This is a genomic window from Faecalimonas umbilicata, assembly GCF_004346095.1.
GTDB classification, from domain to species: Bacteria; Bacillota; Clostridia; order Lachnospirales; family Lachnospiraceae; genus Faecalimonas; species Faecalimonas umbilicata.
Map to the genome: position 1 here is coordinate 1 of NZ_SLZV01000040.1, position 25,175 is coordinate 25,175.

A 25,175-nucleotide genomic window follows, 5' to 3' on the forward strand; every position below is an offset into this window, starting at 1 on the left:
ACATCGAACGGTTTTCTCTTTAAGAACTGCTACAGTCAGTGTAGCATATTTAACAACAATCAACAAGGCTCCTCCCACCACCTAAAGGTAGTGGGAGGAGCCTATGACAAACGAAAGGTTTTAAAATTATGAAATTGGCTTTGCAAGAAGCTACCGATACTAAAAAAAGGTTCTTCTCTTCCGGCATCTGTTGCAGCAATAATCTCTGTTCCATCACTTCTTCTCTCAATATTCCTGCCCTCAATTTTTCTGTTTGGTTCTTTCACGCTGCTTATTTTTTTCTCTAGCCTGACTCTGGTATTTCAGTAATCGTTTACGAATGGATGGCTTATTCATTTTCGTCAGCTCCTTGGCAGAAAATTCCTTAAAGGCCGCTGTCATAACATCCATATCCTTTGCTTTGAAAAACACCAGATATCTAGGCGGATCGACAGATTTGTCCTTCTTAAGAGCGAAATCAATTTTATATTTGTTGGCAACACGCTCGAAGGATTTGATATTCCAATTGGTAATTTCAATGTTGGTCAGACCTTGCCTCTGATTCATCAGTTTCCCAACCGTCGGTTTTCCACGAGGAACACTTTTTTCTGCTTTTTTTGCTACTTTCTTTACTTTGTGCTTTTCCTGATTCTGAAGATACTTTCGCATAGCCTCTTTTAACACAGAGTAAGAATTATACGTCATTTTAATTTTTATTTAGCCCAACACTGTACTGCAGCAACTAAAAATTCTGCACAGCCATTCACATTTCGATTATAATATTGCAAAAATCGATCATCTGCCAAATACATCTGCACTAATCCATTATGCGCCTGCGCTGTATATTCCTTCCAGGTAAAACCCAACCACTCCTTATGAAGCATCACGATTCTTTTACCTGTTTCGCTATCAGGTTTTGCTCCTTCTTTTACCGCTTCTTCTAACTGGCGAAGTACTTCCTTTTCAAGATTTTGAAAACGTTCATAATCCTGCTCCGTCATATTCAAAATTTTTTTGTGAGATGCATCCACAGATTCATCTCCATATTTTTCTCGTGCTTCTTTTCCATATTTCTGTTCATGTTTTTCTACCAAACTTTCCTTAAATGCTTCAAATTTCATCTGATCGCTCATATGATATGCTCCTTTCCAATCATCCAATGTAAGTTCTACTGTTCTGATCAGAGCAAGAATCCGTTCTTTCTTCTTTAAAAGAACTGACAGATGTTCTTTCAAAGCTTCTTCCACATCAAAATCGGGCTGATGAATGATTTGCTGTATCACATCTAATTTCACATCATGTTCTCTATAAAACATAATCTGCTGAAGTAGATCAACTTCTTGTTTTCCATAAAAACGCATGCCATTCTCATTTACCTTGCAAGGCTTTAACAAATCAATTTCATCGTAATACCGTAATGTTCTTGTACTGATTCCTGCCAAATCAGCCAGTTCTCTGATGCTGTATTCCATCTTCCCACTCCTTTCATTACACTCAGCATAACAGTTAACGCAACGTCAATGTCAAGGGCTTTTTTCATCATATATTTATTATACATAATTTAATAAGTTTTTTTCAAAACAACAGGGGAAATCAGTTAATATCGATTTCCCCCTCCTGTTTCTATTCACAGTTCCATTACTTAATATTTCTTTCCTTTAGAAATCTTCTCTGTGCTCAGATTGACTGTTCTTCCATTTGCTCAATAATTGTTCAATAATTCCTCAATCACCTGTTCCATCTGTGCACTGGTCTTCCGATGGCACTTCCATTTAAAATATCAATCATCTGACTTTGACTGATTTCACCATCCATCACTACCTGACGCAAGAGTGAAATCTGCTTCTGATTTACACTTCCAGGTTCATGGATATACTCACAACTCCAACCTTGGATTGTCTTGTCTAAATAAGAGATTTCAACAGCGGCAGTGAATTGAAATCGTTTGGAATCCACCATATAACACGACTGCTTCATCATCCTTCAACACACAATGATTACTGGGACTTTACATATCCTAATTGTTGCGCTGCATATTTTCTTTGATATCCAGATATGATCTCGTAATAGCCATCCAGTGCTGGATAAACAAAAATCGGTGTTAAGATCCAACCAGATAAAGAAAAAACAGCCTATCTAGGCTAAATCTTCATTTCAAGATTTACGCCAGATAAACTGTTCTATCTGTGATGGCAATGCCACCAATAAAATATTGATTTTTGCTAACAGATGTTGGCAGATTCATTTTTCATCCATCCATCTTTCTTCCGATTTCCATCATTTACTGTACCTTACACCAATTAACAGACCTAATTTTTGCTTATCAGAGTGCCGAACCCTTTTGGTGGCAGCTTTCAATGATTTTCATGTCCTTCTGCTAACAAAAGCTCATTGCTCAAAAGTACGAAAATACCTTGAAAATAACCTTTGTAGCCAAACGTTTCCTGCGGGAATCGAACCCACAACTAGTGCTTAGGAGAGCGAATAGGTAGTGTCAATTCCGAACAAGGACTATCATTATAAGTCCTTGAAAGTCAAGGCTTTTTTCTACTTCCGAGTCAAATCAAGTCAATCTCTGTACCCCACATATATGCCTTAGATAAGACCTGTTTATTAGCAGAATATTTGCATCAGCTAATACTTGGGGAATACCTTCGTGTCACCACCATTATGAAAAATATGGCTACCATTCTTCAAGCATTCGAGAATGATAAACAATATGAAATTGAACTGATTTCTACATATATAATACCGTACTTTAGACTGGCTGTCTACGGTGTTTTGACTACTGATAATGTAAATTTCTTAAGCCATGCATTCTTATCTTCTTACGAGTTTTCTTGCGAGTTATCTCATAAAAAACTCGCAACATTAAATCACTTAAAAATCAAATGCATATTCGTAAATCTTTCCAATGAATGTTTTTCCTTTTCAATAAATCGCCAGGTTTGTTTAAAAGTACCCGGAGCAATTAAATCTTCCTGGGAAATAAATTCAATAAAGTCTTCTACTTTACCTTCATACTCTTCTGCAAAATCATCAGCCATATCTGCCTTTTCATCATCTGTAAAATCTTTCAATTCATTAAAAAGAACATGCTCTAAATTACAGGAATTAAAATAGATTCTATAACTGACACCATTGATTTTCCCGGAAGAATATAATTTTGATAATATTTCTGCTTTTTGCGTATGCTTTCGGATTAAATAATCCGGATATTTTGTTTCTATACGATCCAAATAATATCTAACTCCCTCAATATCCTTTTCCACAATCGCATCATTGCAAAAAGCTCCGTCCATATCAACAATGTGTATGATTTTTAAAAAGTCCTCTCTCTTGTACCCGTATTTTTGTTTTACTGATTCAATTAAATTGTTAATCTTGGATAGTATATTATCTGTTGATGTATAATCCTTTGTCGTGATATCTCCATGAACTACTACAAACTGAATTTCCGCACTTGAAAAATATTCTTTTAAAATGGAACCCAATGCAGCCTCGTCACTCGGTCCTTCTACAATGACCGCAATTACTTTTTTCTCATTCACCGCGAACACCCCGCCCTGCTTTTCTAAATGCTCTGGCAATTTTCAAACTATCGGTTTCTTCATAAATTTGTTCTGATTGACCGCCCAATGTAATGCTTCTGATATACATATTGCGAAGGTTGTTGCTTTCCCTTACGTTCTTCATATGGATATAACGATTATCTGGATTCGTAGTAGAGAACATAATGCTTTCCTTATCAATCATTTCAAGTGCCCTAAGATTATGTGAAGTGAAGATCAATTGTCCTTTTGCACTCTTTTTGAAAATATCAAGTAGCTCTCCCAACATATATTCAAAAATTCCAGAATCAAGCTCGTCAATCACAAGGCAAATCGAAGGATTTCCAAATGCCTGTATGAGTGCATTCAGAATAGAAATGATTTTAATAATTCCTTCCGACTCCATTCTAATCGGAATCTCTTTCATACCCTCTCTCTTTGACATTAGTTCCAGCTTCCATCCTTCTTCTCCATTATCCAATGACTGTTTCCCGTAATTTTTAATCGTTACCTGCAATCCCGGAATAATTGTGTATAACACAATATTAATCTGTTCAACAATTGTCTCTAACAGATTTTTCCTTTCCTCGTCCACCAAGATCGGTTCTGTCAAAGATACCGTAAAATCCCCTTTTGCCCCCATGTTATCATTTTCAATCCGAAATGCCATCGGCAAGACAAAATTAGCGGAAATCACTCCTGAATGGGTATTCCGAATCACAAATAAATCTTTCAAAGCAAATTCAAACAAAGAAGAAATAATAACTGAAAATTGTTGAAATCCATTTTTGTATTCTCTGCAGAATATATCCCGGCTGCTTTCACCAAAAATATAGGAGCAATTGCTTTTTTCTGCCATTTTACGCGCTACAATCAAATCTGTTTTTATTTCTTTATTTTCTTCCAGTATTTCATCCAGTCTTTTCTGTGGTTTAAAAATGACATTCGCTTGATCTCTTTGGTAATCCATAAATACAGTCTTATTTGTTCTGATTCCATTTTCATTCTTTGCAGCGCTCAATGTTTCCCGACTGATAATAACTTCTTTTTCTTCTCTGCTAAGACTTAATCTGTATCCTATTTCAAACACAATACCGTCCATAAAAATATTGAAATCTGCAAAAATTTCAGCAGTATCGGAATCCATGTCCATGTAATCTTCTAATGACTGATCCAGATCGACTCCTATCATTACTTTTTGTAAAAAATACAAGGCATCCACAATTGCTGTTTTTCCTGAACCATTTTGTCCGTAAATCCCAAGTATTTCTGCTTTATCTGCTGATAAAATTTTATTTACAGTATTCGGCATATATATAGTGCCTTTTTTTACATTTTTAATATTTGTCAACTGCAACGATGACAAACGAACAATCGGCCTTCTCATCTTTATTCTTCTCCTTACAACCATCATTCCACACTATATGTTATGCTATAACGATACCACAAAGCATTAGTTTCTTCAATATTTTTCTCTGTTTCCGAATTTTTTATTCGTTTCTTCGAATTCCATTTTGTATTTTTGACTTGTTGAAAATTCTGCACATCGAATTTTTCCACTAAAATTTCACTATTTTTTCACTATTTTTCATTACTTCATTGCCTTCGCCAGTGATGCCAGCAATGCTTTCATTTCCGGATTTGCCAATACTTTTGCAAGAAGCTCTGCATCTACATCATCCGGTACATCTACTGTCTGGGATGCTGTTTCCTCTCGCATCTTGGGATCCAGATTTTTCTTTTCATAGAAGGCTTCCTCGAATAATTCTGCGTTTCGTCTTCGATCCTCATCAATAATATGGGAATACACATCTGTTACCATATCCACTTGTGAATGCCCGGAATCCCCTTGAACCGCTTTGATATCTCCGCCATTCAGTTTTAATTTATATGTCACGCTGCTATGTCTCAAACTATGAAAGACAACCGGCGGAAGATTATATTCTTCGATCAGTTTATTTAATTGTCCCCGGATTGCTCCGGTACCAATGGGATTTCCAAATGTCGTTGCCATCACCAGATTATAATCTATATATTCCTCACCTAAGACTTCTTTTACTTCGTCCTGCTCCGCTTTCCACTCAACCAACATATTAGCAACGCTTTTGGGAAGAAATACCTTACGGATACTGCTTTCTGTTTTTGGTATTTTTAAAATCTGAACAGTTTTGTTGGTTTTATGTTGCGAAGGAAATACCAGCAACACATCTTTCCCTTCCAGATTTTTCAGAGTTTCCTTTGTTACCCGTTGTGTTTCTTTATTGATATAAACGTATGCACGATTCTCTTCGATTGCTTCCGGAGAAATATCTACACAATCCCAGGTCAAACCAAGCACTTCCCCTAATCGTAGGGAACAGGAAAATGACAGATTGATTGCCAGCTTCAGCCGTTCGTCTTCACAGACATCCATTGCATACATCAAGGTTTCTGCTTTCCAGATTTCCCGTTTCTGTGATTTATGTTTCGGCACCGTTGCATAGGTGCACGGATTTTTTTCTATCATCTCCCATTTGATTGCCTGCTCAAAACAATTACGGAGCAGCTTGTGGATTTCTCTGACAGTACTCGCAGAAACAAATTCATTTTTCTTATTCCCCTTCACCGGATTTCCGACTGCTTTTGTCTGCAGCAATCCCTGATAATATTTTTCCATAAAGCGGGTGTTAATCTCCGAAAGTTTCACAGAGCCAACCATAGGCTCAATATAATTTCTGATCAGCCCTACATTCCCTTCATAAGTGGATAATGCCCATTTTTCTTTTCCATACAAAGAAACGTATTCCGTGAGCAGATCCGACAATGTATTGCACTTTCTCACAACAAGTGCGCCCATTTCCTGTTTATATTCGATTTCTCTTTTTCGCTTCTTTGCTTCTGCTTTTGTATCATATGTTTCCCACTTCTGTCTCCGTTTACCGGAATCATCCTTATAGTTATAGATCACATTAAATTTTCCGTTTCGTTCTCTGATCGATGCCATGCTAATTCCCTTTCCTTTCTTCCAACCAAGCTTCAAATTCATCTCTTTTTACTCTGGATATGTTTCCAATCTTCACTGCTGAAAATTTCCCATCATCCATCCATTTGTAAATCATCCCTCTACTGACCTTTGCAAGAAACGCTGCCTCATCAAATGTCAGATAACTCAGATTTCCATTCTTACTACGATCTCCGGTTTTGGCTAATTTCTTTCGCCTGTAATTTGCCAGACTAAAATTTTGTTCCATTGACAGTTCTTCATAATCGTTGGCTGAATCCAATTTATAATGATCCTGTCCTTCTAAGAATTTTTGAAAACTCTCTTTTGTAATTCTTTTCTTTTCTGCGATTACAACCGTTTCAAAAAAATGACTGTACTTGGAATTTTTCAAAATCTCATATACCTGACGTCTTGGAATTCCCAAAAGCCTTGCCATTTCCGGCATGGTAATTGTTGCTCCTTCCAGCTCCTTGTCCTTTTCCCTATCTTTCTGTGTGCGATATTTTGATTGCTTCTCATACCATTCCTGAAAAGATTTTTTCGGAATCCTGATCCAGTAATCAACAGTAACTGTTTTTATACCGTCACGTTTAATCAGATCATAAACCGTAGTTTCACTAATCCCTAACATTTTGGCAACTTCTGATATGGAATAAGACCATTTTTTCAGATTTTTTCCCGGTCCTTCCCCATTCACTTTCTGATACTTCACCTGGTTTGCGTACCACTTTTCAAAGCTGGCAATATTCACTCTCATTTGTCCTGCGATTTCTCTGCATTCAAAATAATTTTTCTGAACCAGCCAGTATCTGCCTGTCTTCTTTAGTCCCAAAAGATTTCCCATCTCTGGAACTGTCATCCAGGTTTTTTCCTTTGGAGAAAGTCGTTTGTATTTACTGTTCTCCTCTATTTCTGAAAGCACTTCTTCAAACGAAGTTTCTTCTATAACAACTTGATTCATCTGATCAACTCTCCTTTCTTTTCTGTATCATACATCATTTTCAAATAAAAAATTAGGATGTCGATTGCGACTTTTTCTCTCAACCAACATCCCAGATTTTTTACTCCGGCTGTTTATCAAGCCAGTCATCAAAACTCTTTTTTGAAATTCTATACTTTCCTCCATCCAACTGGATCCATCGGAACTCTTTTTTCTTTAATAATGCATAGACTGTCGGGCGGCTTACATCTAAAATTTCCTGAATCTCTTTTACGGTATAACATCTTTTTTCTGACATATAAAAAACCCTCTTTCTTCTTTCATACATATAGGAAGGAAAAAGATCCTTCTATATAACGAAAGGAAAAAGAGGATTTTTACAGGGTGACTAATAAAAAATTTATAATCCATTTCTATAAATCTCATTTATAACAGCCTGCGACTGCTCCATTTCTTTTTTCTTTATGATTTCTTCCCGGTCACTTAGGATTGCAATCATTTCATCTATCACATCTTCCAATCTGGGCTCTGTGTAACGATACAAATATCCCAACATCCTGGTCGCTGTATAATCTGTATTCAGATTCTTATAGGCTATTTCTGCACAAAGTTCTTTCGGATATCCTTTGGTAAGTAAAACCTTATATAATTCATCTGTTCTTTCCGTTCCCATAAAGTATCACTCCTGTAAATTTCTCTCTGCTTAAATCAGTATGCCCTCCAAATGATCCAGCTCATGCTGACAAATCTGTGCGGTCCAACCGTCAAGTTTCAATTTCTGTTTCTTCCAATTCATATCCAGATATTCAACTTCTATCATCTGATATCTCGTTGTCTTACGCACTCCTGTAAGAGATAAGCATCCTTCTTCAGTTTCATAAGGTGATTCTTTTCTTACCAATACAGGATTAAACATTACCACATCTACGAATCCCATATTTACAATAATGACACTTTTTTTCACACCGATCATATTCGCTGCCATTCCAACACATCCCTCACGGTTCGCAGCTAACGTATCCATTAAATCTTTTCCAACTTGAAGATCGGCTTTTGTTGCCGGTTCAGATTTTTGTCCCAGAAAAAATATATCTTTCATAATTGGTTTTACCATTTTCTTCATACCTCTATTCTCAAAATCGTTTTTTTTGCTTTGTTCTGAATTGTAGTATAGCAGTTTTTTAACTTTTTTTCTATCTCACCCTGTATTTTCTGCCCTGAGCCTTTCGTTATATGAGAGGGTTAATCTTTCAAGAGCAAGATCCACCCAGTAATACGGTATCGCCGTTTTGGCTTTCCGATTACTCTGAGTTTTATCTTGATGTGGATTACGCTCCCCCTACCCTCGTTACTGACATTCACAAAATGTCAGATTGGCTTCCACATAAAATGTGTACGCAACACCAGAAGTATCAGAAGGGACAGCTGATATTTCTAGTGGAGTGCCCTGAAGTTGGAAGCACTCAATTAAGGGAGGAGGAACATGGCACCAAAGAAAAAAAGAAATGAAATGAAACACTCTAATATCATTTGTTTAAGATTAAGTGACATTGAATTAGAGTTAGTCAATCATGCCGCTTCTCAGGCGAAATTATCCCGTTCTGATTATCTGAGAAACCTGATTTTAGATCACAAAATGGCTATACACTATGAAGTTGTCATTGATAGCCAAACAATAAAAATGCTCTTAGCAGAGTATGGAAAAATCGGCTCTAATCTTAATCAGATCGCAAAATATTTCAATACAGGAGGAGCGTACTCTAAATCTGTAACAAACGAAATCCAGCAATGTCTTTACGACCTCTATAGGTTAAAAAAGGACCTGCTAAAAATGATAGGTGATTATCGTGGCAATAGTGAAACATATTAAAAGTCGGAATGCAAACTATTCAGATGCTCTGAATTATCTCATCTTCCAGCATGATGAATCAACCGGAAAAATGATTCTCGATGAATTTAATCGGCCATTGCGAAGAGATGAATTATATGTGGATGGTCTCAACTGTAATCCCGATACTTTTGATGTTGAATGCTATGAATGTAATGAACATTTTAAAAAGAACCGAAGCAGATCTGAAATCAAAAGTCATCACTATATCATCAGTTTTGATCCAGATGACAAATCAGAATGTGGGCTGACCGGAGAAAAAGCACAGGCTCTATCTTTAGAACTTGCAAAGAAAATCTTTCCGGGATATCAGGCTCTTATCGTGACACATACCGATGGTCACAATGGTTCTGGCAATATCCATACGCACATTGTGATCAACAGCGTCCGTAAGGAAGCTGTCAGAAGGCAGAATTACATGGATAAGCCCCATGAAGAAATTGCCGGATATAAGCACCGATCCACAAATAAATTCCTGAATTATTTCAAAAAGGAAATTATGGATATGTGCATCCAGGAGGGACTTCATCAGGTTGATCTTCTCTCTCCAGCTGAAACAAAAATCACACAGGCTGAATATATGGCGCAAAAATCCGGGCAGAAAAAATTAGAAGAGACAAACAAAAAAATCATTGCAGATGGATTGAAACCAAATGCCACAATGTTTCAGACACAGAAGCAGGAACTCCGAAATGCCATCGAAGAATGCAGTTCGCATTCTAAAAGCTTTCAGGAATTTCAATCTCTTCTTTTTGAAAAATATCAGATTTCCGTCATTGCGGAAAGAGGAAGATATCGTTATCTCCATCCGGATCGGGACAAACGGATTACAGAGAAGGCTTTGGGAACTCAATACGGCAAAGAACATTTAGAACAGCTCTTCTTACGAAAAGATCCGATAACCATTCTTTATGTCAGATCGCATTTACGGTTGGTAGTAGATCTTCAGAAAAATGTGAAAGCAATGCAAAGTCCCGGATATGCTCATCGGGTAAAAATATCCAATCTTCAGGAAATGGCAAATACCATTATCTATGTACAAGAACATGGATACAATACCCAAACCGAATTAAAAAGTGCCTTTTCCGAATCTCAAAAACAGTTAGATCAGGCAACAGATCAGCTTATGGAAATGAATGCAGATTTGAAAAGCATCAATCGGCAGATCCATTACACCGGACAATATTTTGCACAGAAAGCAATCTATACCGAATTTTTAAAAGCGAAAAACAAAGGCAGATTCCGAAAGGAACACACCGCTGAAATTCAAGCATATGAAGAAGCCCGTGACTGGCTGAAATCTTTTTATCCAGATGGAAAGATGCTTTCTATCAAAACATTGAAGGAACAAAAAGCCAGCTTGCAGGAACAGATCGACCAGCAAAAATCATCCATCCGATCTCTAAAGGATCTGACACAAGATTTAAGAACCGTAGACAAAAATGTGGAAGCAATTCTCCACAACCAGGTTCCCAAAAAACAAAAGACACGGGAACCCGAATTATAAATCATTTTACGAAGGAGGAATTACAATATGACACAAAATGAATTTAATGTTGTCCTTGAACAACAATATCGAAAATGTGCCGATGTACTGGTACACAAGAAAAAAGAATACACCGGAGACCGCATTGATCGCCTGAGTGCATTTAAAATTGCTGCCTCATTACAGGGATGCACACCTAAGGCTGCTCTGGCCGGAATGATGTCGAAGCATGTCGTATCTCTCTATGATATGTGTTACTCTTCGTTGCTCCAATTTGATTTAGAACAATGGGATGAGAAGATCACAGACTGCATCAACTATCTCATTCTACTGAAAGCATTGATAAAGGAGGAACAAGCCTATGGATCACATTGAGACAAAGATTTTAAATAGTTATACCATTCAGGAAGCGGCTCAGAACATGGTATTCGCAGCAAGGCTTACCCAACAAGGACATTCCATTCAAAACATGGATGATCTTATGGCGCTTTATCAGAAATCTTTTACAGATAAAACTGTAGACCGGATTGCCAGTCTTCCCCACCCAACCGTACAGAAATTTACGGTGATCACCGTTGCGATTGTAGGGGCAAGCAGGCGTTTTCTTGCACAGATCACTCGTCATCAAAATGAAGTAAAATTCATGAGTGCATCTCTGCAATATAGCAACTATTCAGAAAAAGCTGCATTTGCAATCCCATATGAAATCCTTTTTTCCGAACAGAGATACATTGATCTCTATCTGCAAAGCTGCTTATCGGATCTCAGATGTTATCAGGAATTGTGTTCTGTGGGATTTCATCATGATTCTGCCGGATATGCCCTCCCCCATGCTTTAAGAAATATTCTGATCATCTGCGCTACACCTTATGAGTGGAAACATATGATTAGTCAGCGAATCTGCAGGAGAAATACCGACGAAACAAGAATTGTAATGTTGGATATCTGGCAGAAACTATATGAATTTGATCCGGTGTTATTTTCACCGAAGCTGACCGGTCCTTTTTGTCAGAGGGGATGTTGTGAAGAAGGTGCTATGTCCTGCGGAATCCCCATCCCAAAAGACTGGTCTCCATTAGAAATAATGAGAGCAGATTATCCTCTGCTCGTAGAAGGGAGGGAAGCTGTTTATGAAAATTAAATTGATCGACTTTGGATTAGAGAAAGACCATTATCCTTTCCGGCCTCACAAAAACGATGCCGGCGCTGATGTATATATGCCTTATAACTACACATTAAAACCAGGTGAGATTGCAAGAATTCCCTTAGGATTTGGTCTCATGATTCCAGATGGATATGCCGGTTATGTCTTTCCAAGAAGTAGCATGGCTGCAAAAGGATTGGTCTGCGAACTTCCGCCTATTGATTCCGGATATCGTGGAGAAATTCATGCCATTATCAGCAATGTTAGTTCAGAATCCCAAATACTCCGCAAAGATACCCGTGTAGGGCAACTGGTTATCACTCCCGTTCTAATTGCCGACTTTGTTCTGGATCTCGGAGAAGCAAGAGATATTGGTGCTTTCGGAAGTACCGGGGAATAAAGATCATAAAACCAGAGGTGCCGAATGATATATCATTTGACACCTCGCACAATCAAAATAACTTGCAGAAAGGAATTTCTATTATGATTACGTTTGGAAGAAAATTAAAACATTTAAGACAGAAAAATCATCTCACACAAAAAGAACTCGGTATCGCAATTGGCTTCCCGGAAGATTCTGCGGATGTCAGAATTGCACAATACGAAGCGGATGCAAGAAAGCCTCGTGATGAAATCCTTGCTAAAATGGCTAAAATACTTTGTGTCCCAATTGATGTCCTCACTGTTCCAATATTATCTGAACCACGCGAATATGAAGCAGCCTCCTTTTGGATGCATGAACTTGCTGCAGAATTATAAATTTTTACATAAAACTCTAGTGCAAAAAGCAGGAGATCATTTTTTTAGATTTCCTGCTTAATATGGATGTGAATATTTAATTGTGGGCAGTCTAGCAGTTATGCAAACTGGAATTTTTCTTAGAAATCACAGCAATGCTATTCTGATAAACTTTCAAGAATTGAAATATCATGAATATCTTTATCTCTTAATTCATAGCCGGAATGAAAAACCTTTTGCCCTTTTAAAGATATACAAGGAATTTTTTTTCCTTCAAAAAAAGAAAAACCAAAGTAATCTTTCTCAAACTCGTACCAACCACCCTCTAAATTAGCTTGTTTTGAAGTTCCATCCTCATTTAAAACAAATGGATGAATATCTAAGTAACCAAATTCATCACTATATAATTCTATCCTGACTGGTCTCCAATCTGTATCAATTTTATAGCCCAAATTCAACAACACATCTAACAATTTTTCTGTATATTGAGCATCAAAATTTATATCTATATCTCTATGAATTCTTGTCTGTTTACCCACTAAAATATCTACTCCCCATCCACCATCCAACCAGTATGTAATTCCAGTATTTTCAAATAACTCTATTACTTTCATTAAATCTTCTTTTGTTGTTATTTCTTTGATATTCATACAAAATCTCCTCTACACTTTCAAAGCCCAAATGGTTTCCCTTCCTTCTTCAGAATGCATATTTATTATACTTTATATTTTTATACATTGCTAGTAAACTCACTATAGCCGTGCTTACATTTAATTCTTAATTATTGTGCTACCTGTCTTATCCAATCATCAAGAAATTGCATTTCTTCTTCTGTATGAAACCAATGTTCTCCATTTCTCATAACAGTAAGTGTTGCATTATTTTGCTTTGCAAATTCAGATATTGTTTCATAACAAGATAAATGATCCTTCTCACCATATAAAATGTATGTTGAAATTGCCCAAATAACAGGGTTTTTCCTTACATAGCTGAGATACTCCCACGAAAGAGTCTCTCCAAAGCTGGTTTCGATTTCTTTCTTCGTTTGGAGTTCCTCTTCTGTAACATTTGCCCACTGCATCATATCGCCAAGTAATCTTTCCATATTTACAATAGGAGAAATAAAATATGCTCTTTCTATCTTCTTCTCTGACAAAGAATTCATAGCAAAAAAAGCACCTATACTATTTGCAATTATTTCAACAGACTTATAGTTCTGACAAATCGAATCAAATAGTAATGGGAATTCTTCTTTTGCTTCCCAAGGAAATTGTGCTGAATAATTAAGACCAATCACATCACAATCACTAAAAAGAGGAATATAGTGTGCTGCTTCTCCTGCATCTCCCCCTTTTCCATGTATATAAATAACCGCCTTTTTCATAAAACGATCCTCCACAAATTTCTATCTATATAAGAAACAAATTCATCTGTTAGATTCATAAAAACCATTATAAAAATTCATTGCATTTTGTCACAAAGATAAATCACAACAGTTGTAGAAGCTCTGTATGAATATATCCATTTGTTCCTACTACACTTCCACCTTTTCTTGGATTCAAATCTCTTCCCATAAAATCGGTTACTTTTCCACCAGCTTCCTGTATTAAAAGCATACCAGCAGCATAATCCCAAGGATTCAAATATATTTCAAAATACCCTCCTTGTCTTCCACAGGCAGTATATGCCAGTTCCAATGCTGCAGAACCAATTCTGCGAATATCTTGACACTGGCCAAATACCCTATGAAAGCGAGCAAAATTTTCATCTGCTAACTCTCTCTTCGCTGTTCCAATTCCAATCATTGTATCAGATAGTTTTCCTACATTTGATACATGTATCGGTTGTCCATTTAAAAAACTGCCCTTTCCTTTTATTGCGTAAAATACATCTTCACGAAAAGGATCATATACAATTCCCATAACAATTTCATCCTGCTGGCAAAGAGCTAAAGATACTACACTATGTTGATAGTCATGCATTAAATTTGTAGTTCCGTCAACAGGATCTAAAATCCAAAAACTATCTACCTTCATGTTCTGTAACCCTGTTTCCTCTCCGAGAAATTGAATATCAGGTGCCAGAATAAATAATTCTTCTTTTAAGAAGTTTTGAACTGTAATATCTACTTGTGTTACATAGTCTGCAATCCCTTTTTCTTTCACATCTGAAACCATTTCACGATTCAATATAAACTTCTTTGTCTTTTTTACTAATTCGATTATTTTCTGAATATCCATCATCCTTGCCTCCTATTGTTCTCAAAATAGACTCTGTGAATATACTCATCGCTGTTATTTTCCATCGTAGTATTCATTCAGAATTCTCGCTAATTCTTTTGGATTTTCTTCGTTTACAACATGTCCAGTTTTTTCTATCATGCACAATGCTACATTTTCTATATTTTCTGAAAAATAGTATGCGGACTTTTTATTCGCACGATCCTTCTCTCCGCAAATCACCAAAACAGGACATTTTATTTCTTGCATTCTGTCAGCAATTTCTAATTTCTTAATAGAATTTCCCAAGGCAAAGGTATCCTTTTTATCAAATGCCATTTCTTTAAAAACAGATTTCGGGAAAAATCGAAATATTACATTTTGAATTTCAAATGCTACCTTCGGAATTTTATGGGGCGTACCAATTACGACAAGAGTTTTTACCTTCTCCGGAAAATCCAATGCATAATTCATAGCTATGATCCCACCTAACGAAAGACCAACTAGATGAATCTGTTCATCAATTCTGCTACAATATTCAACAAACGAAGTATATAAGTTCTCATAGGTTGCATCTTGTCCATTTAGAATGGAACATAAATCCGGACACAAAATATCTTTCTGATCTTTCATGTAAGAAATTGTTTCCTGCCAGCTTATTGCTTTATGACCAGAACCATGGATTAATATCTTCTTCACTATAAGCCTCCTGTATATTTCATAAAAAATTTGAGTGTTCAGGTTATGAAGTGTACCATAAAAATTCTATTTATATGCGAAGTAGCGAACACCCGCTTATCTACTAAAAAGATAGTAAATTATTGTGTGATATAGAATTTACAACTTTTAAAATTTATCATCAAACTCTTTGTTTTCTGTATTCTTTTTTAAAGCAATCCATAAAACTATAAAAAAGAGGACATATACGATCATTCCCATCATAGTTGATTCCTGAGCATATTTTGTTGACAAATTTAACATTCCTTGCTCTTCTCCAATCTCTTTTATAATATCAAAATCTGCAAACTTCTCCATCCAATGTTTTAACTGCCATAAATAATAAATGATTACAGCAAAATATACACCTGCAATTCCTCCTAATCCCAAAGTATAATTTTTCATAGATTTATTCCACAAAATTTTTTTCTTCGCAACACAGACATATAAAACAAAAATAATAGCACTTCCAAAAATAAGGATTCCCATTTCCATCATAAATGCTGTAACAATCAAATTTCGTAAATTGTTCTATAATAGCATCCAGCCCCATTTTCAAACATGCTGAAATCAAACCAAACACAACTCCAGTAAATCCAAGTTTTAAATAATTTTCATTTTTTCCATTTTCTATTTTGATAGCCATATACAGTATAGTGCTATAAAACATCCACAAAATAAAAGATGCTATAAATAATTTATCAAAATATCCCCATGCCATATAAGGCACACCTACCAAGCACTTTGAAAGCACTCCAAACACAACCGTTACAATTATTATAACCACCATTTCATCCTTTCTTTGATCTTCCATATGATTTTTCCTTTCCTGTATCTGAATCTTTCATTTTCTTTTATTGCAATTTTTTATAATCCACATACTCTATCCCTAATTTTTCCATTTCATCAAAAATATCCACATAATGAAATCCATTGATGGTTTGTACTACTACTTATCGAAAAAATACCACTAATATCCGTCATGTCATCACACTCTCTATTGTATATCTTCAAATTATAATTTGTTATCCTCATTCTACCATACTCCAACTGTGTTTTCTATCCTTATTAGTCAAGGACAATCAGCTATTATCTGACTGCCCTCATCGTTATTAAAGAATTATCTTTCTATATCTCGCTTCTTTCTTCGTGCCTTGATACGCTCTTGTCTTTCTTTTTCTCTTGCTTCTTTTTCGGCTCGTTCCTGTGCTTCCTTAAAAGAAAAAAGCTGCTTCACTTTTTCTGTAAAAAGTTTAACAACTTCGGGGAAATACTCCAACGCTTGAAGAAATGGTCTGCATTTTTCTTTCGGTTCGTTGTATCTGCTTTTCATATTTTCAAGTGCGTTGGCAGTGTTGTAGTAGCGTTGTTGATAATAACCGACATCCTCCTCTAGCTTTTAAATCTCACCTCGGCTTGTGATACCCTCCTTTGCAAGTGTGGTCGGTTCTGTATAATCTTCTTTAGATATTGCCATTTTACCGGTAAAGGTTTTCTGTACCATATTATCAATCTCATTATAGATTTTGAAGATTTGATGAAATGATTTATCATCCTGTTAAAGTATAGCCCTCTGGTTCAAATTTTACTGTACTTACTGTGGATTCAAAAACATATTCCCAAACTACTTTCTTACAAAAAAAGACCTAGAAGAGACATTTCTTCTAAGCCTTTATACTTTATCACAGAATACCCTTTGCTTTTATTTACCCTCATGGTCATGAAGCTTTTTTTGCTTAAGTCGTGTCTTATGAACCATCCAGCTTCTCTTCACATGCTATTTGAATAGTTTCTGACGCTTTCTGAATGCGTGTTGATTTCTCCTCTATTTTTCTTTCGGATATTCCACAACGATACGCTCCTGACCTCCTCCCGGAAACATATAAACAAATCTTGCTGCACAATCTTTACATGCCCAAAAGAACGGTTCACTGCATTCCATGTTAATTCCAGCCTCACCATCTACACTTTCCAATTCAAAATATTCAAAACATGAATTATCATCCATCCTCATTTCACCAAGCTGTTCCTGAAGGATTTGATAGATATGTTGATTGGTAATCGGATCTTCTAAAATCTCACGAAATCGAAACTGGTCATTGGTATAACGATTGCTATTGATCACTCTCATTAAATACTGCGTGAAATCCTTTGGCATGATTCTTTCCACAGCAACAGACAGTTCTTTTTGAGGAGTATTGTAAATCTCTTTCACTAAAGCAGCGATTACTTTTGGAGATACGATTACAAAATCACTTCCGCCTTTGATTTTCAATTTGTATTCTCTCACAAGTTTTCCTCCTGTCTTTTATTGAATCACTTTCCTATTTGAATCAAATACAACTTCTTCCGCTTTCTTTAACGAGCACCTATATATCACATACTGATATCCACCCAATACCAGACAAATTCCTGTATTTATCAGAATCACCGGATATTCCTGAACAGTAATACATCCATCATTCTGCCATAAAACAAGCATATAGTATGCAAACATTATAACGATTGCTATAACAGTTGGAAGTACAAATACCTTCTTTATCTGCATCTTTAAAATGCCAGTCAAATAGTTTCTGTCTGCCCCTAATTTCTGGACATCCACCAGAACCCGCTTACTCTTGCAGACTACCGTCATGCTTCTTGTATAACCAATCACTCCGGCAGCTATCAGGCAGATGAATGCCACAAAAACAAATACCAATAACAGGGTAGCATAAGTTAAAATGAAAATCTTTTCCTGAAGCGGGACAAATACCGGAGCATACTTCCAGTCTACTTCCATTTCCGGTCTGTCAGCATATAATTCCACTGTTTCTCCGTATTCGTAGTCCTTATCAACAGATGCTCTGTACTCATCATAGTTGCTCATAACCCTCATATTATCTGGAACAGAATTGCAATATTCTTCATATAGTTTTTTGGAGAAACCGTAAGCATCTCCCTCTTCTGTCAGATTAAATAACACATGGCGAAGTGTCAATTCTTCGGAAATGCCTTCTTTTAATTTCTCATAATCTGTATCATTCAAAATATATGCCGCACTTCCATCTTGTCCCCGATTCCAAAAAAAGCTGCTATATTCCACTATTCCGGCATAAATCAGTTCCTGTATATTCCCGGTTGTCGTATTTTCTGCCCTATCCAGATCTTCCGGCAAAAACCAATAGCTTTCCGCATTTCCTTCCCTGCTGATGTACTGATACGTTCCCGGTTCCACCGTTACTTTAAGTCCTGTTACCTCTGAAAATGCAGTAGCACTAATGAAATTCTTATAAAAATCCTTTTCACGATATTCTTCAATTAACTTACCATCTTTGTCATAATTTTCTCTGCAAACACCACTTCCCAATAAGCGGATAAATTCTGCTTCTCTGTAATCTTCTATCTGTACCTGATATTCTGAGGCAAGGTCTTTTACCTTCTCCTCCGTCAATCCATCTGCACTACCCAGATATTGATATGAGATGTCATTCGCTTCCGTTGATGCGGACATCGAACCCTGCATATAATTTGCTACTGAAAAAAAGACTGCAAACAGGGTTCCCGCCAAAAGCAACGTAATGATCAGCATATTTCTGACAACGGAAATTCCCTGAAATTTCATCAAACCAAAGGAGATCAGATTCTTATAATACTTCTGCGGTTTTCTTCCACGCTTATGAACTGCCACAGAATATACCATGATCCTATACAACCCAATCAATACCAGCAGATAAAATCCATACATATATGCTCCCAGTTTCATTTTCCAGATAACAGATACTAAATACGGAACAACAAGACCGCCGAAAATCCCCACAGCTACGCAAATAATTCCTGTCAGTAGATATCTCTCCCCTACTTGTTGTTTTATTGGTTCGTTTCGCCGTTCCTCATTTAAAATTTCAATGACATTCGCACGTTTCATAAATCGTGATGTCATCATCATAATCATTGCACCTACAATCAGAAAAAACAAAACTGAAATACCGATTCCTAAAATCGAAAAGCCAAAATGGTCTCCTCCTGCACTTTGAATCATAGATTCATAGAGCTTACCAATCCCAAATGAAAGCACTGCACCTGCCAGAATACTGAGAACTGCTATTTTTACAGTCAATCCTCCTATTTCTTTCATCAAAGTTTTCGTCAATGTTCTCTTATCTGTTCCTAATGCCAATAATACACCAATCTCTCTGCTTTTAAATCTCAAAAACAGGCTGGTCGCATAAACAGTGAACAACACACATCCGATGACCGCCACCGCATAAACCATGTACAGCATTTTCCTTGAATCTCCGCCTACCGGCAGGCGGCTCATAACAAATGGACTAGTCATAAAAAGAGTAAGCGCTGACACCAGCATTACAGACATTGCAAAACACAATGAAAACTGACGATAATTTCCTTTATTATATTTCTTTATTTTTTGCAGAATATTAAGCAACGTCATGATCATCACCACCATTCAGTTCCCGGAGTACATTTAGTAAATCTTCTAAAAACGCTTTTCGATCTCCGTGGTTGACCAATTCTGAGTGAACGGAACCATCTTTCATCATGATTACCCGGTCACAATAACTGGCAGAAAAAGTATCATGTGTTACCATAAGTGTCGTTGCTCCCAGTTGCTCCTTTGCCTCGATAAATGCCTGTATAACTGCTTCGCTGGAACGACTGTCCAGATTTCCCGTAGGTTCATCAGCCAAAATAAGTAATGGATCGTTCATAAGAGAACGTGCTACTGCCACTCGCTGCTTTTGTCCTCCGGATATCTCTGCCGGAAACTTATCTGCAATATGCTCAATCCCAAACATCTTCAACAATTCTCTGGCTTTCTTTTCCATTGGTTTGTACGGTTCATTTTTGATAACTTTTGGCACACATACATTTTCAAATACCGTAAGACCATCTAACAACATAAAGTCCTGAAATACAAACCCCAACTGTTCGTTACGCACCTTGGCAATCTGTCCTTCGTTCAACTGGGAAAGCTGCGTACCTTTCAGACGGATTTCCCCTTTATCAAAGGGAAGAAAACAGGAAATACAGTTTAGCATCGTTGTCTTTCCACTTCCGGATGCTCCCATGATTCCGACAAATTCCCCCTTGTTCACTTCAAAACAAACATCTTTTAATACTGGATAAGTAACTTTTCCAGTCTGATAACTTTTAAATAAATGATTTACTTGTAGCATCATTTTTACCCTCCTTGATATTACTGATACATTCATCATATCCTGTTAAATAAAAGATACAAGACCAGACGCAGTTTCTAATACTGAAAGCGTAAATTCTAATATGTACACAAAAAAACCTGCTGTCCGTAAGAGACAACAGGCTCATAAATAATATTTTATTATGGAATTGAGATTAAGATTTTCAATATGAATTTCTCATTCTCACATTTGGTTAGCAACTGACCTCCGTATTTTTCAGCAGCTTTTTTCATATTAGATATACCAAAACCATGAAGAAAATCATCACTTTTAGTTGTACGTTTTTTTGTGTTATTGCTGCTCTGCAAGCAATTATTTTCAATCAATATAGAAAAGAAATTTTGCATTTTCCCCGCTTTCACAAGGATTGCCCTCTGTTCTTCGGGAAGTTTTTCACTTGCTTCAATAGCGTTATCAAGTCCGTTTCCGAAAATGGTACTGATGTCCAAAGGTTCAATAAAGTCCACATCACTAAGATCGGCAGTAACAGATAAGGCGATATGCTTTTCTCTTGCCTTTTCCGATTTTTCTTTCAGAATGATGTCAAGAATGTCATTTCCCGTATGCTCATAGTCCTCGTACACTGTTACTTGCGATTGTATTTTTTCAACCATTTCTGCTGTTTCAGGAGAATTGATCTGTCGCTGCAAGACAAGTAGGTGATTTTTCATATCGTGATAAACAGAGCGTACCTTTTCCTCATCTTTGAGTTTTTCCTGATAGTAGGCAAATTGCTGTTCAAGCTGTGCGATCTGCATTTTATCTTTTTGCTCCTGCTCTCTAATATGTATCGTATTTTGTACATACACAAAAAACAGAATAAAAAGTGTCGGTAATAAAGATGTAATGATATAATAAATGAAATCTTCTACTTTATGTATATTCAAATGCCCAACACTACCATACAGATAACTCAGCATTCCGATAATAAAAACAATGGTAATTATTAAAAAATCTTTAACACGAAACTGATTTGTAAACTTTCTATAGATTCTATATAAGGCAAAAAAAGAGAAAAGTCGTACTACTAAAGTGATAATATATATTTCCCATCTTAATAAAGAGTATCCCTCTATCCAGAGAATCATATTTTCTCCATATAGATAGTTTCCTAAAAGAAGACCTATTCCTTCGGACAATAATACTACTGTCATTAATCGCACTTCTTCACTAATGATGCAACAATATATAGAGTCTCTATAACATATTTTTAATGTAATTACCGAAATAATAAAAAGCAATGGAATTTTATATGCTCCTAACTCAGTACACCACGTTAAAACATATACAAGTGCAAAGTTACCACCAATAATAATCCATTTATTTATAAAAGTGCTAAATCTTGGGTTTTTACAAAATAATGTGCTAACCAAATATAATCCCAATACTTCAGTCAGTGTCGATATTATATCTAAACATTGATAAATCCACATTTTATCATACCTCCAATCTTTCTGGTATCGGCAGCAAAATCTTCAGAATAAATCTCCCATTTTCACACTTGGTTGTCAACTGACCTCCGTATTTTTCTGCAGCTTTTCGCATATTGGAGATACCGAAACCATGAAGGAAATCATCACTCTTAGTAGTTCGACACTTTGTGTTTCCGCTATCTTGCAAGCAGTTATTTTCAATCAGCACAGAAAAGAAATTTTGCATTTTCCCCGCTTTCACAAGGATTCCCCTCTGTTCTTCGGGAAGTTTTTCACTTGCTTCTATGGCGTTGTCAAGTCCGTTTCCGAAAATGGTACTGATGTCCAAAGGTTCAATAAAGTCCACATCACTAAGATCGGCAGTAACAGATAAGGCGATATGCTTTTCCCTTGCCTTTTCCGATTTCTCTTTCAAAATAATGTCAAGAATATCATTTCCCGTATGCTCATAGTCCTCGTACACAGCTACTTGCGATTGTATTTTTTCAACCATTTCTGCTGTTTCAGGAGAATTGATCTGTCGCTGCAAGATAAGTAGGTGATTTTTCATATCGTGGTAAACAGAGCGTATCTTTTCCTCATCCTTTAGCTTTTCCTGATAATAAACGAACTGCTGTTGAAGCTGTGCAATCTGTATCTTATCTTTCTGTTCTTGTTCTTGAAGATAATAATTATTTTTCAAATATAGGAACAGCAGCATAAACGCTGTCGAAAGCAACATAATGATCAAGTCCAAAGTTTCATTATATTCCCCCATAAGGAAATGTACTATGCTGTTGTTTATAAACAAAAAGGTTACAAACTCAAATAGCAGTACAACAATAAAATCATTCTTTCGCAGTTGATAACGAAAGTTGCGTAACAAGAAATGCAAAAGCAATGCTGCAATTATATTTACTAAAATACAAATCATATAAACAGGTAACGAAGCAAATATAATTCCTGAAACATTAACACTTATTGTATCTGCAAATAATCCCACACCAATAAGTGTAAACGACTCACAAGCGGCGGGGATCATTAGTCCCATCAATGCAGAAGCAATAATATTGAATACAGAACCTTTATAAAACACTAACGCAAGAGTAACGATCAAAATAATCTGGATCGTCATTTTATAAGTTCCATCTACTATCATCCAAGTCCAAAAATAAGCCAATACTACAAATGCAGCGGGCAAAAGGTATTTTCCCCATTTTACTCTTAATGTATGACAAAGGCTATTAACAATAACGAAAAGAATTATGCCTTGCGTTATAGTTACAACTAAGTCAATAAACCGAAAGAGCATAATCATAGCATATCCCCCCAGAAGTCCGTCAGTTTCATCATAAAATCTTTACGCTTCGGCTGACTGATTGGAATATGCTCTCCTGTGGTCATCACAAGTTCCAAGCTCTCCACACTTTTCACATAAGCCATATTGACTACAAAGCTCTGGTGCGGACAGGCAAACTGCGGCTGTCCTAAGAGCAGCGAAGATACCTCTTTCATATTTTTGTAGATTATCTGCTGTTGTCCCTCAAAATGAAGCAACACATTTCTCTTATCAGTTTCCGCATAACAGAGATTTTTATACAGCACCTTATACTTTCCGTTATCGTTCTGAAAGCTCACATATGGCTCGTCTTTTCCTTGATAACGGGCAAAATATCTATCAAGCTCCATTTTTAAGACACTGTATTTCACAGGCTTTAAGAGATAATTGACTGCACCGTACTCGTAACCTCTCCATACATATTTTTTCAAAGAAGTTAAGAAAATAAGCCCAACGGTACTGTCCATCTTACGAATTTCCTCCGCTGTCTTTAAGCCGTTCAGCTTTTCCATCTTTATATCCATAAAAATCAGGTCATAATCTGACCTGTATTCCTGTAATAACTCGCTGCCGTCGTGATAGATAAAAAAGCAAAACTCTTTATTCGTTTCAGCAGCATATTTTATAAGATTTTCCTTTAACTCATCAATGAGTGTTTCCTCATCATCACAAATTACAATATTATACACACTATCCACCTCTCAAAAAGTATCGTGAATATTATACTAAAAACATAACAAATTCTCAATAATACCATCTATTTAGCATTCATTTTTTCATCCATTTTTCTAGTACGTTGTCCACCTAGTCAAAGCAACACACTTCTTGAAAATTATAAAATTTAACAAATCTAATCTTGGCATGATAGCCCGTTCCCTCGGGATTGACTTTGTCAAGATGATTTTTTATGGTTTTCTAAAATTGATGATTTATCTTTCGAACAATCTTCCAATACTTCGTGCTTACAAATCTCTTGAAACACTGTATTCAAAGGCTTTTGGGCAGTTTCTGATTGTTTTACATTTACAATAAAAGTTGTTTTTCCTATTCGTGTTGAATAAGAACAATTACGCTCTTTCATATAGCTTGATCCTCCTTTTTTAATTTTGATTGCAGGGCATTTCACTTAGAACGCCTACAAAAACACTACATTTTATTTGAACATATCAAGAAGTCATTAAGTCGTGAGTATGGTCGAAGCGGACTATAAATGATTTTCTATTTGGAGATTTAGGCATAAGAAAAGCAGGAAGACCTTTTATGGCTTTCCTGCTCGGTGATACTACTTTAGGGGTAGCAATTATTTAATTGTTATTGAGTTCTACAAACTGGAAGTTGTCTATTTCAGATAAATTACTAAATATCTTTTTTGAGGTCATTTTAATTCTCCCATAGCTACCTTAATCTATTAAAAGCTCTTAATCTATCAATAAAATCATCTAAGGCTTCTTCCTCATCTAAATAAATATCTTGTGAATTTGTAACCTTACTAGTATAACGAATATTAAATAATTGCTATATCAAACGGATGCCGCTTCCTCTTCACTGATTTCATCCATTTTATATTTCCAGTGATAAATC

The 25,175-nt window shown here is 36.2% G+C and carries 29 protein-coding genes; 6 read left to right on the plus strand and 23 right to left on the minus strand.

Annotated features, from left to right (window positions below):
- Positions 1-240: 240 nt before the first annotated feature.
- The 10 genes from EDD74_RS13975 to EDD74_RS14025 form a co-directional block, all read right to left on the minus strand.
- A complete protein-coding gene (locus EDD74_RS13975; protein ID WP_116441000.1) occupies positions 241-684 on the minus strand; it encodes a PcfB family protein in 444 nt (147 codons plus the stop codon).
- Positions 685-692: 8 nt separating this feature from the next.
- Complete coding sequence (locus EDD74_RS13980; RefSeq protein WP_016441248.1) at positions 693-1,451, minus strand: MerR family transcriptional regulator; 759 nt, start codon at positions 1,449-1,451, stop codon at positions 693-695.
- 256 nt (positions 1,452-1,707) lie between these two features.
- The gene (locus tag EDD74_RS13985) at positions 1,708-1,959 is read right to left on the minus strand and encodes a hypothetical protein (protein WP_116440999.1); all 252 of its coding nucleotides are present in this window, start codon (positions 1,957-1,959) and stop codon (positions 1,708-1,710) included.
- Between the two features lie 896 nt (positions 1,960-2,855).
- The gene (locus tag EDD74_RS13995; RefSeq protein ID WP_330409938.1) at positions 2,856-3,530 is read right to left on the minus strand and encodes a hypothetical protein; all 675 of its coding nucleotides are present in this window, start codon (positions 3,528-3,530) and stop codon (positions 2,856-2,858) included.
- Entirely contained in the window at positions 3,523-4,917 is a 1,395-nt protein-coding gene (locus tag EDD74_RS14000; RefSeq protein ID WP_116440997.1) for an AAA family ATPase, read from the minus strand. Before EDD74_RS14000 ends, EDD74_RS13995 begins: the two co-directional genes overlap by 8 nt.
- A gap of 204 nt (positions 4,918-5,121) precedes the next feature.
- Positions 5,122-6,513, minus strand: a complete 1,392-nt coding sequence (locus EDD74_RS14005; protein ID WP_174704832.1) for a site-specific integrase — start codon at positions 6,511-6,513, stop codon at positions 5,122-5,124.
- Between the two features lies 1 nt (position 6,514).
- Positions 6,515-7,474 (minus strand): helix-turn-helix domain-containing protein, encoded by a 960-nt coding sequence (locus tag EDD74_RS14010; RefSeq protein ID WP_116440995.1) that lies wholly within the window; start codon positions 7,472-7,474, stop codon positions 6,515-6,517.
- A 100-nt stretch (positions 7,475-7,574) separates the two neighbouring features.
- Positions 7,575-7,751 carry a helix-turn-helix domain-containing protein gene (locus EDD74_RS14015; protein ID WP_009247018.1) on the minus strand — a complete coding sequence of 59 codons (177 nt, stop codon included), beginning with the start codon at positions 7,749-7,751 and terminating at the stop codon, positions 7,575-7,577.
- Between the two features lie 102 nt (positions 7,752-7,853).
- Complete coding sequence (locus EDD74_RS14020) at positions 7,854-8,126, minus strand: hypothetical protein (RefSeq protein ID WP_009247019.1); 273 nt, start codon at positions 8,124-8,126, stop codon at positions 7,854-7,856.
- Between the two features lie 30 nt (positions 8,127-8,156).
- Positions 8,157-8,567 carry a peptide deformylase gene (locus EDD74_RS14025; protein WP_009247020.1) on the minus strand — a complete coding sequence of 137 codons (411 nt, stop codon included), beginning with the start codon at positions 8,565-8,567 and terminating at the stop codon, positions 8,157-8,159.
- Between the two features lie 369 nt (positions 8,568-8,936).
- On the opposite strand from EDD74_RS14025, the gene EDD74_RS14030 reads away from it, so the two are divergent.
- The 6 genes from EDD74_RS14030 (at position 8,937) to EDD74_RS14055 (ending at position 12,730) form a co-directional block, all read left to right on the plus strand.
- Positions 8,937-9,323: a plasmid mobilization protein gene (locus EDD74_RS14030; RefSeq protein WP_033143206.1), complete on the plus strand. Its 387-nt coding sequence runs from the start codon at positions 8,937-8,939 to the stop codon at positions 9,321-9,323.
- Positions 9,301-10,848, plus strand: a complete 1,548-nt coding sequence (locus EDD74_RS14035; RefSeq protein ID WP_116440993.1) for a relaxase/mobilization nuclease domain-containing protein — start codon at positions 9,301-9,303, stop codon at positions 10,846-10,848. The genes EDD74_RS14030 and EDD74_RS14035 overlap by 23 nt, the downstream gene beginning before the upstream one ends.
- Before the next feature lie 27 nt (positions 10,849-10,875).
- A complete protein-coding gene (locus EDD74_RS14040) occupies positions 10,876-11,202 on the plus strand; it encodes a hypothetical protein (RefSeq protein ID WP_111917776.1) in 327 nt (108 codons plus the stop codon).
- A complete protein-coding gene (locus tag EDD74_RS14045) occupies positions 11,189-11,968 on the plus strand; it encodes an FAD-dependent thymidylate synthase (RefSeq protein ID WP_116440992.1) in 780 nt (259 codons plus the stop codon). Before EDD74_RS14040 ends, EDD74_RS14045 begins: the two co-directional genes overlap by 14 nt.
- A complete protein-coding gene (locus EDD74_RS14050; protein ID WP_116440991.1) occupies positions 11,958-12,371 on the plus strand; it encodes a dUTP diphosphatase in 414 nt (137 codons plus the stop codon). Before EDD74_RS14045 ends, EDD74_RS14050 begins: the two co-directional genes overlap by 11 nt.
- 83 nt (positions 12,372-12,454) lie before the next feature.
- A complete protein-coding gene (locus EDD74_RS14055; RefSeq protein ID WP_116440990.1) occupies positions 12,455-12,730 on the plus strand; it encodes a helix-turn-helix domain-containing protein in 276 nt (91 codons plus the stop codon).
- A 137-nt stretch (positions 12,731-12,867) separates the two neighbouring features.
- On the opposite strand, the gene EDD74_RS14060 is transcribed toward EDD74_RS14055, so the two are convergent.
- The 13 genes from EDD74_RS14060 to EDD74_RS14125 form a co-directional block, all read right to left on the minus strand.
- Complete coding sequence (locus EDD74_RS14060; RefSeq protein ID WP_116440989.1) at positions 12,868-13,359, minus strand: nucleotidyltransferase domain-containing protein; 492 nt, start codon at positions 13,357-13,359, stop codon at positions 12,868-12,870.
- A gap of 131 nt (positions 13,360-13,490) precedes the next feature.
- Positions 13,491-14,093 (minus strand): alpha/beta hydrolase, encoded by a 603-nt coding sequence (locus tag EDD74_RS14065; RefSeq protein ID WP_116440988.1) that lies wholly within the window; start codon positions 14,091-14,093, stop codon positions 13,491-13,493.
- A gap of 103 nt (positions 14,094-14,196) precedes the next feature.
- The gene (locus EDD74_RS14070) at positions 14,197-14,949 is read right to left on the minus strand and encodes an inositol monophosphatase family protein (RefSeq protein WP_116440987.1); all 753 of its coding nucleotides are present in this window, start codon (positions 14,947-14,949) and stop codon (positions 14,197-14,199) included.
- Positions 14,950-15,003: 54 nt separating this feature from the next.
- Positions 15,004-15,627: an alpha/beta fold hydrolase gene (locus EDD74_RS14075; protein ID WP_242990039.1), complete on the minus strand. Its 624-nt coding sequence runs from the start codon at positions 15,625-15,627 to the stop codon at positions 15,004-15,006.
- 147 nt (positions 15,628-15,774) lie between these two features.
- Positions 15,775-16,050 carry a hypothetical protein gene (locus EDD74_RS15420; RefSeq protein ID WP_242990037.1) on the minus strand — a complete coding sequence of 92 codons (276 nt, stop codon included), beginning with the start codon at positions 16,048-16,050 and terminating at the stop codon, positions 15,775-15,777.
- Between the two features lie 4 nt (positions 16,051-16,054).
- Entirely contained in the window at positions 16,055-16,459 is a 405-nt protein-coding gene (locus tag EDD74_RS15425) for a hypothetical protein (RefSeq protein WP_242990035.1), read from the minus strand.
- Between the two features lie 1,011 nt (positions 16,460-17,470).
- Complete coding sequence (locus EDD74_RS14095) at positions 17,471-17,935, minus strand: hypothetical protein (RefSeq protein ID WP_116440877.1); 465 nt, start codon at positions 17,933-17,935, stop codon at positions 17,471-17,473.
- 18 nt (positions 17,936-17,953) lie between these two features.
- Positions 17,954-20,077 (minus strand): FtsX-like permease family protein, encoded by a 2,124-nt coding sequence (locus EDD74_RS14100; protein ID WP_165851564.1) that lies wholly within the window; start codon positions 20,075-20,077, stop codon positions 17,954-17,956.
- Entirely contained in the window at positions 20,064-20,822 is a 759-nt protein-coding gene (locus tag EDD74_RS14105) for an ABC transporter ATP-binding protein (protein ID WP_116440878.1), read from the minus strand. Before EDD74_RS14105 ends, EDD74_RS14100 begins: the two co-directional genes overlap by 14 nt.
- Positions 20,823-20,983: 161 nt before the next feature.
- Entirely contained in the window at positions 20,984-22,276 is a 1,293-nt protein-coding gene (locus EDD74_RS14110; RefSeq protein WP_116440873.1) for a sensor histidine kinase, read from the minus strand.
- Positions 22,277-22,280: 4 nt separating this feature from the next.
- Complete coding sequence (locus EDD74_RS14115; protein WP_116440872.1) at positions 22,281-23,573, minus strand: ATP-binding protein; 1,293 nt, start codon at positions 23,571-23,573, stop codon at positions 22,281-22,283.
- Positions 23,570-24,283 (minus strand): LytR/AlgR family response regulator transcription factor, encoded by a 714-nt coding sequence (locus EDD74_RS14120; RefSeq protein WP_116440871.1) that lies wholly within the window; start codon positions 24,281-24,283, stop codon positions 23,570-23,572. Before EDD74_RS14120 ends, EDD74_RS14115 begins: the two co-directional genes overlap by 4 nt.
- Positions 24,284-24,486: 203 nt before the next feature.
- The gene (locus EDD74_RS14125) at positions 24,487-24,675 is read right to left on the minus strand and encodes a transposase (protein ID WP_116440870.1); all 189 of its coding nucleotides are present in this window, start codon (positions 24,673-24,675) and stop codon (positions 24,487-24,489) included.
- Positions 24,676-25,175: the final 500 nt, after the last annotated feature.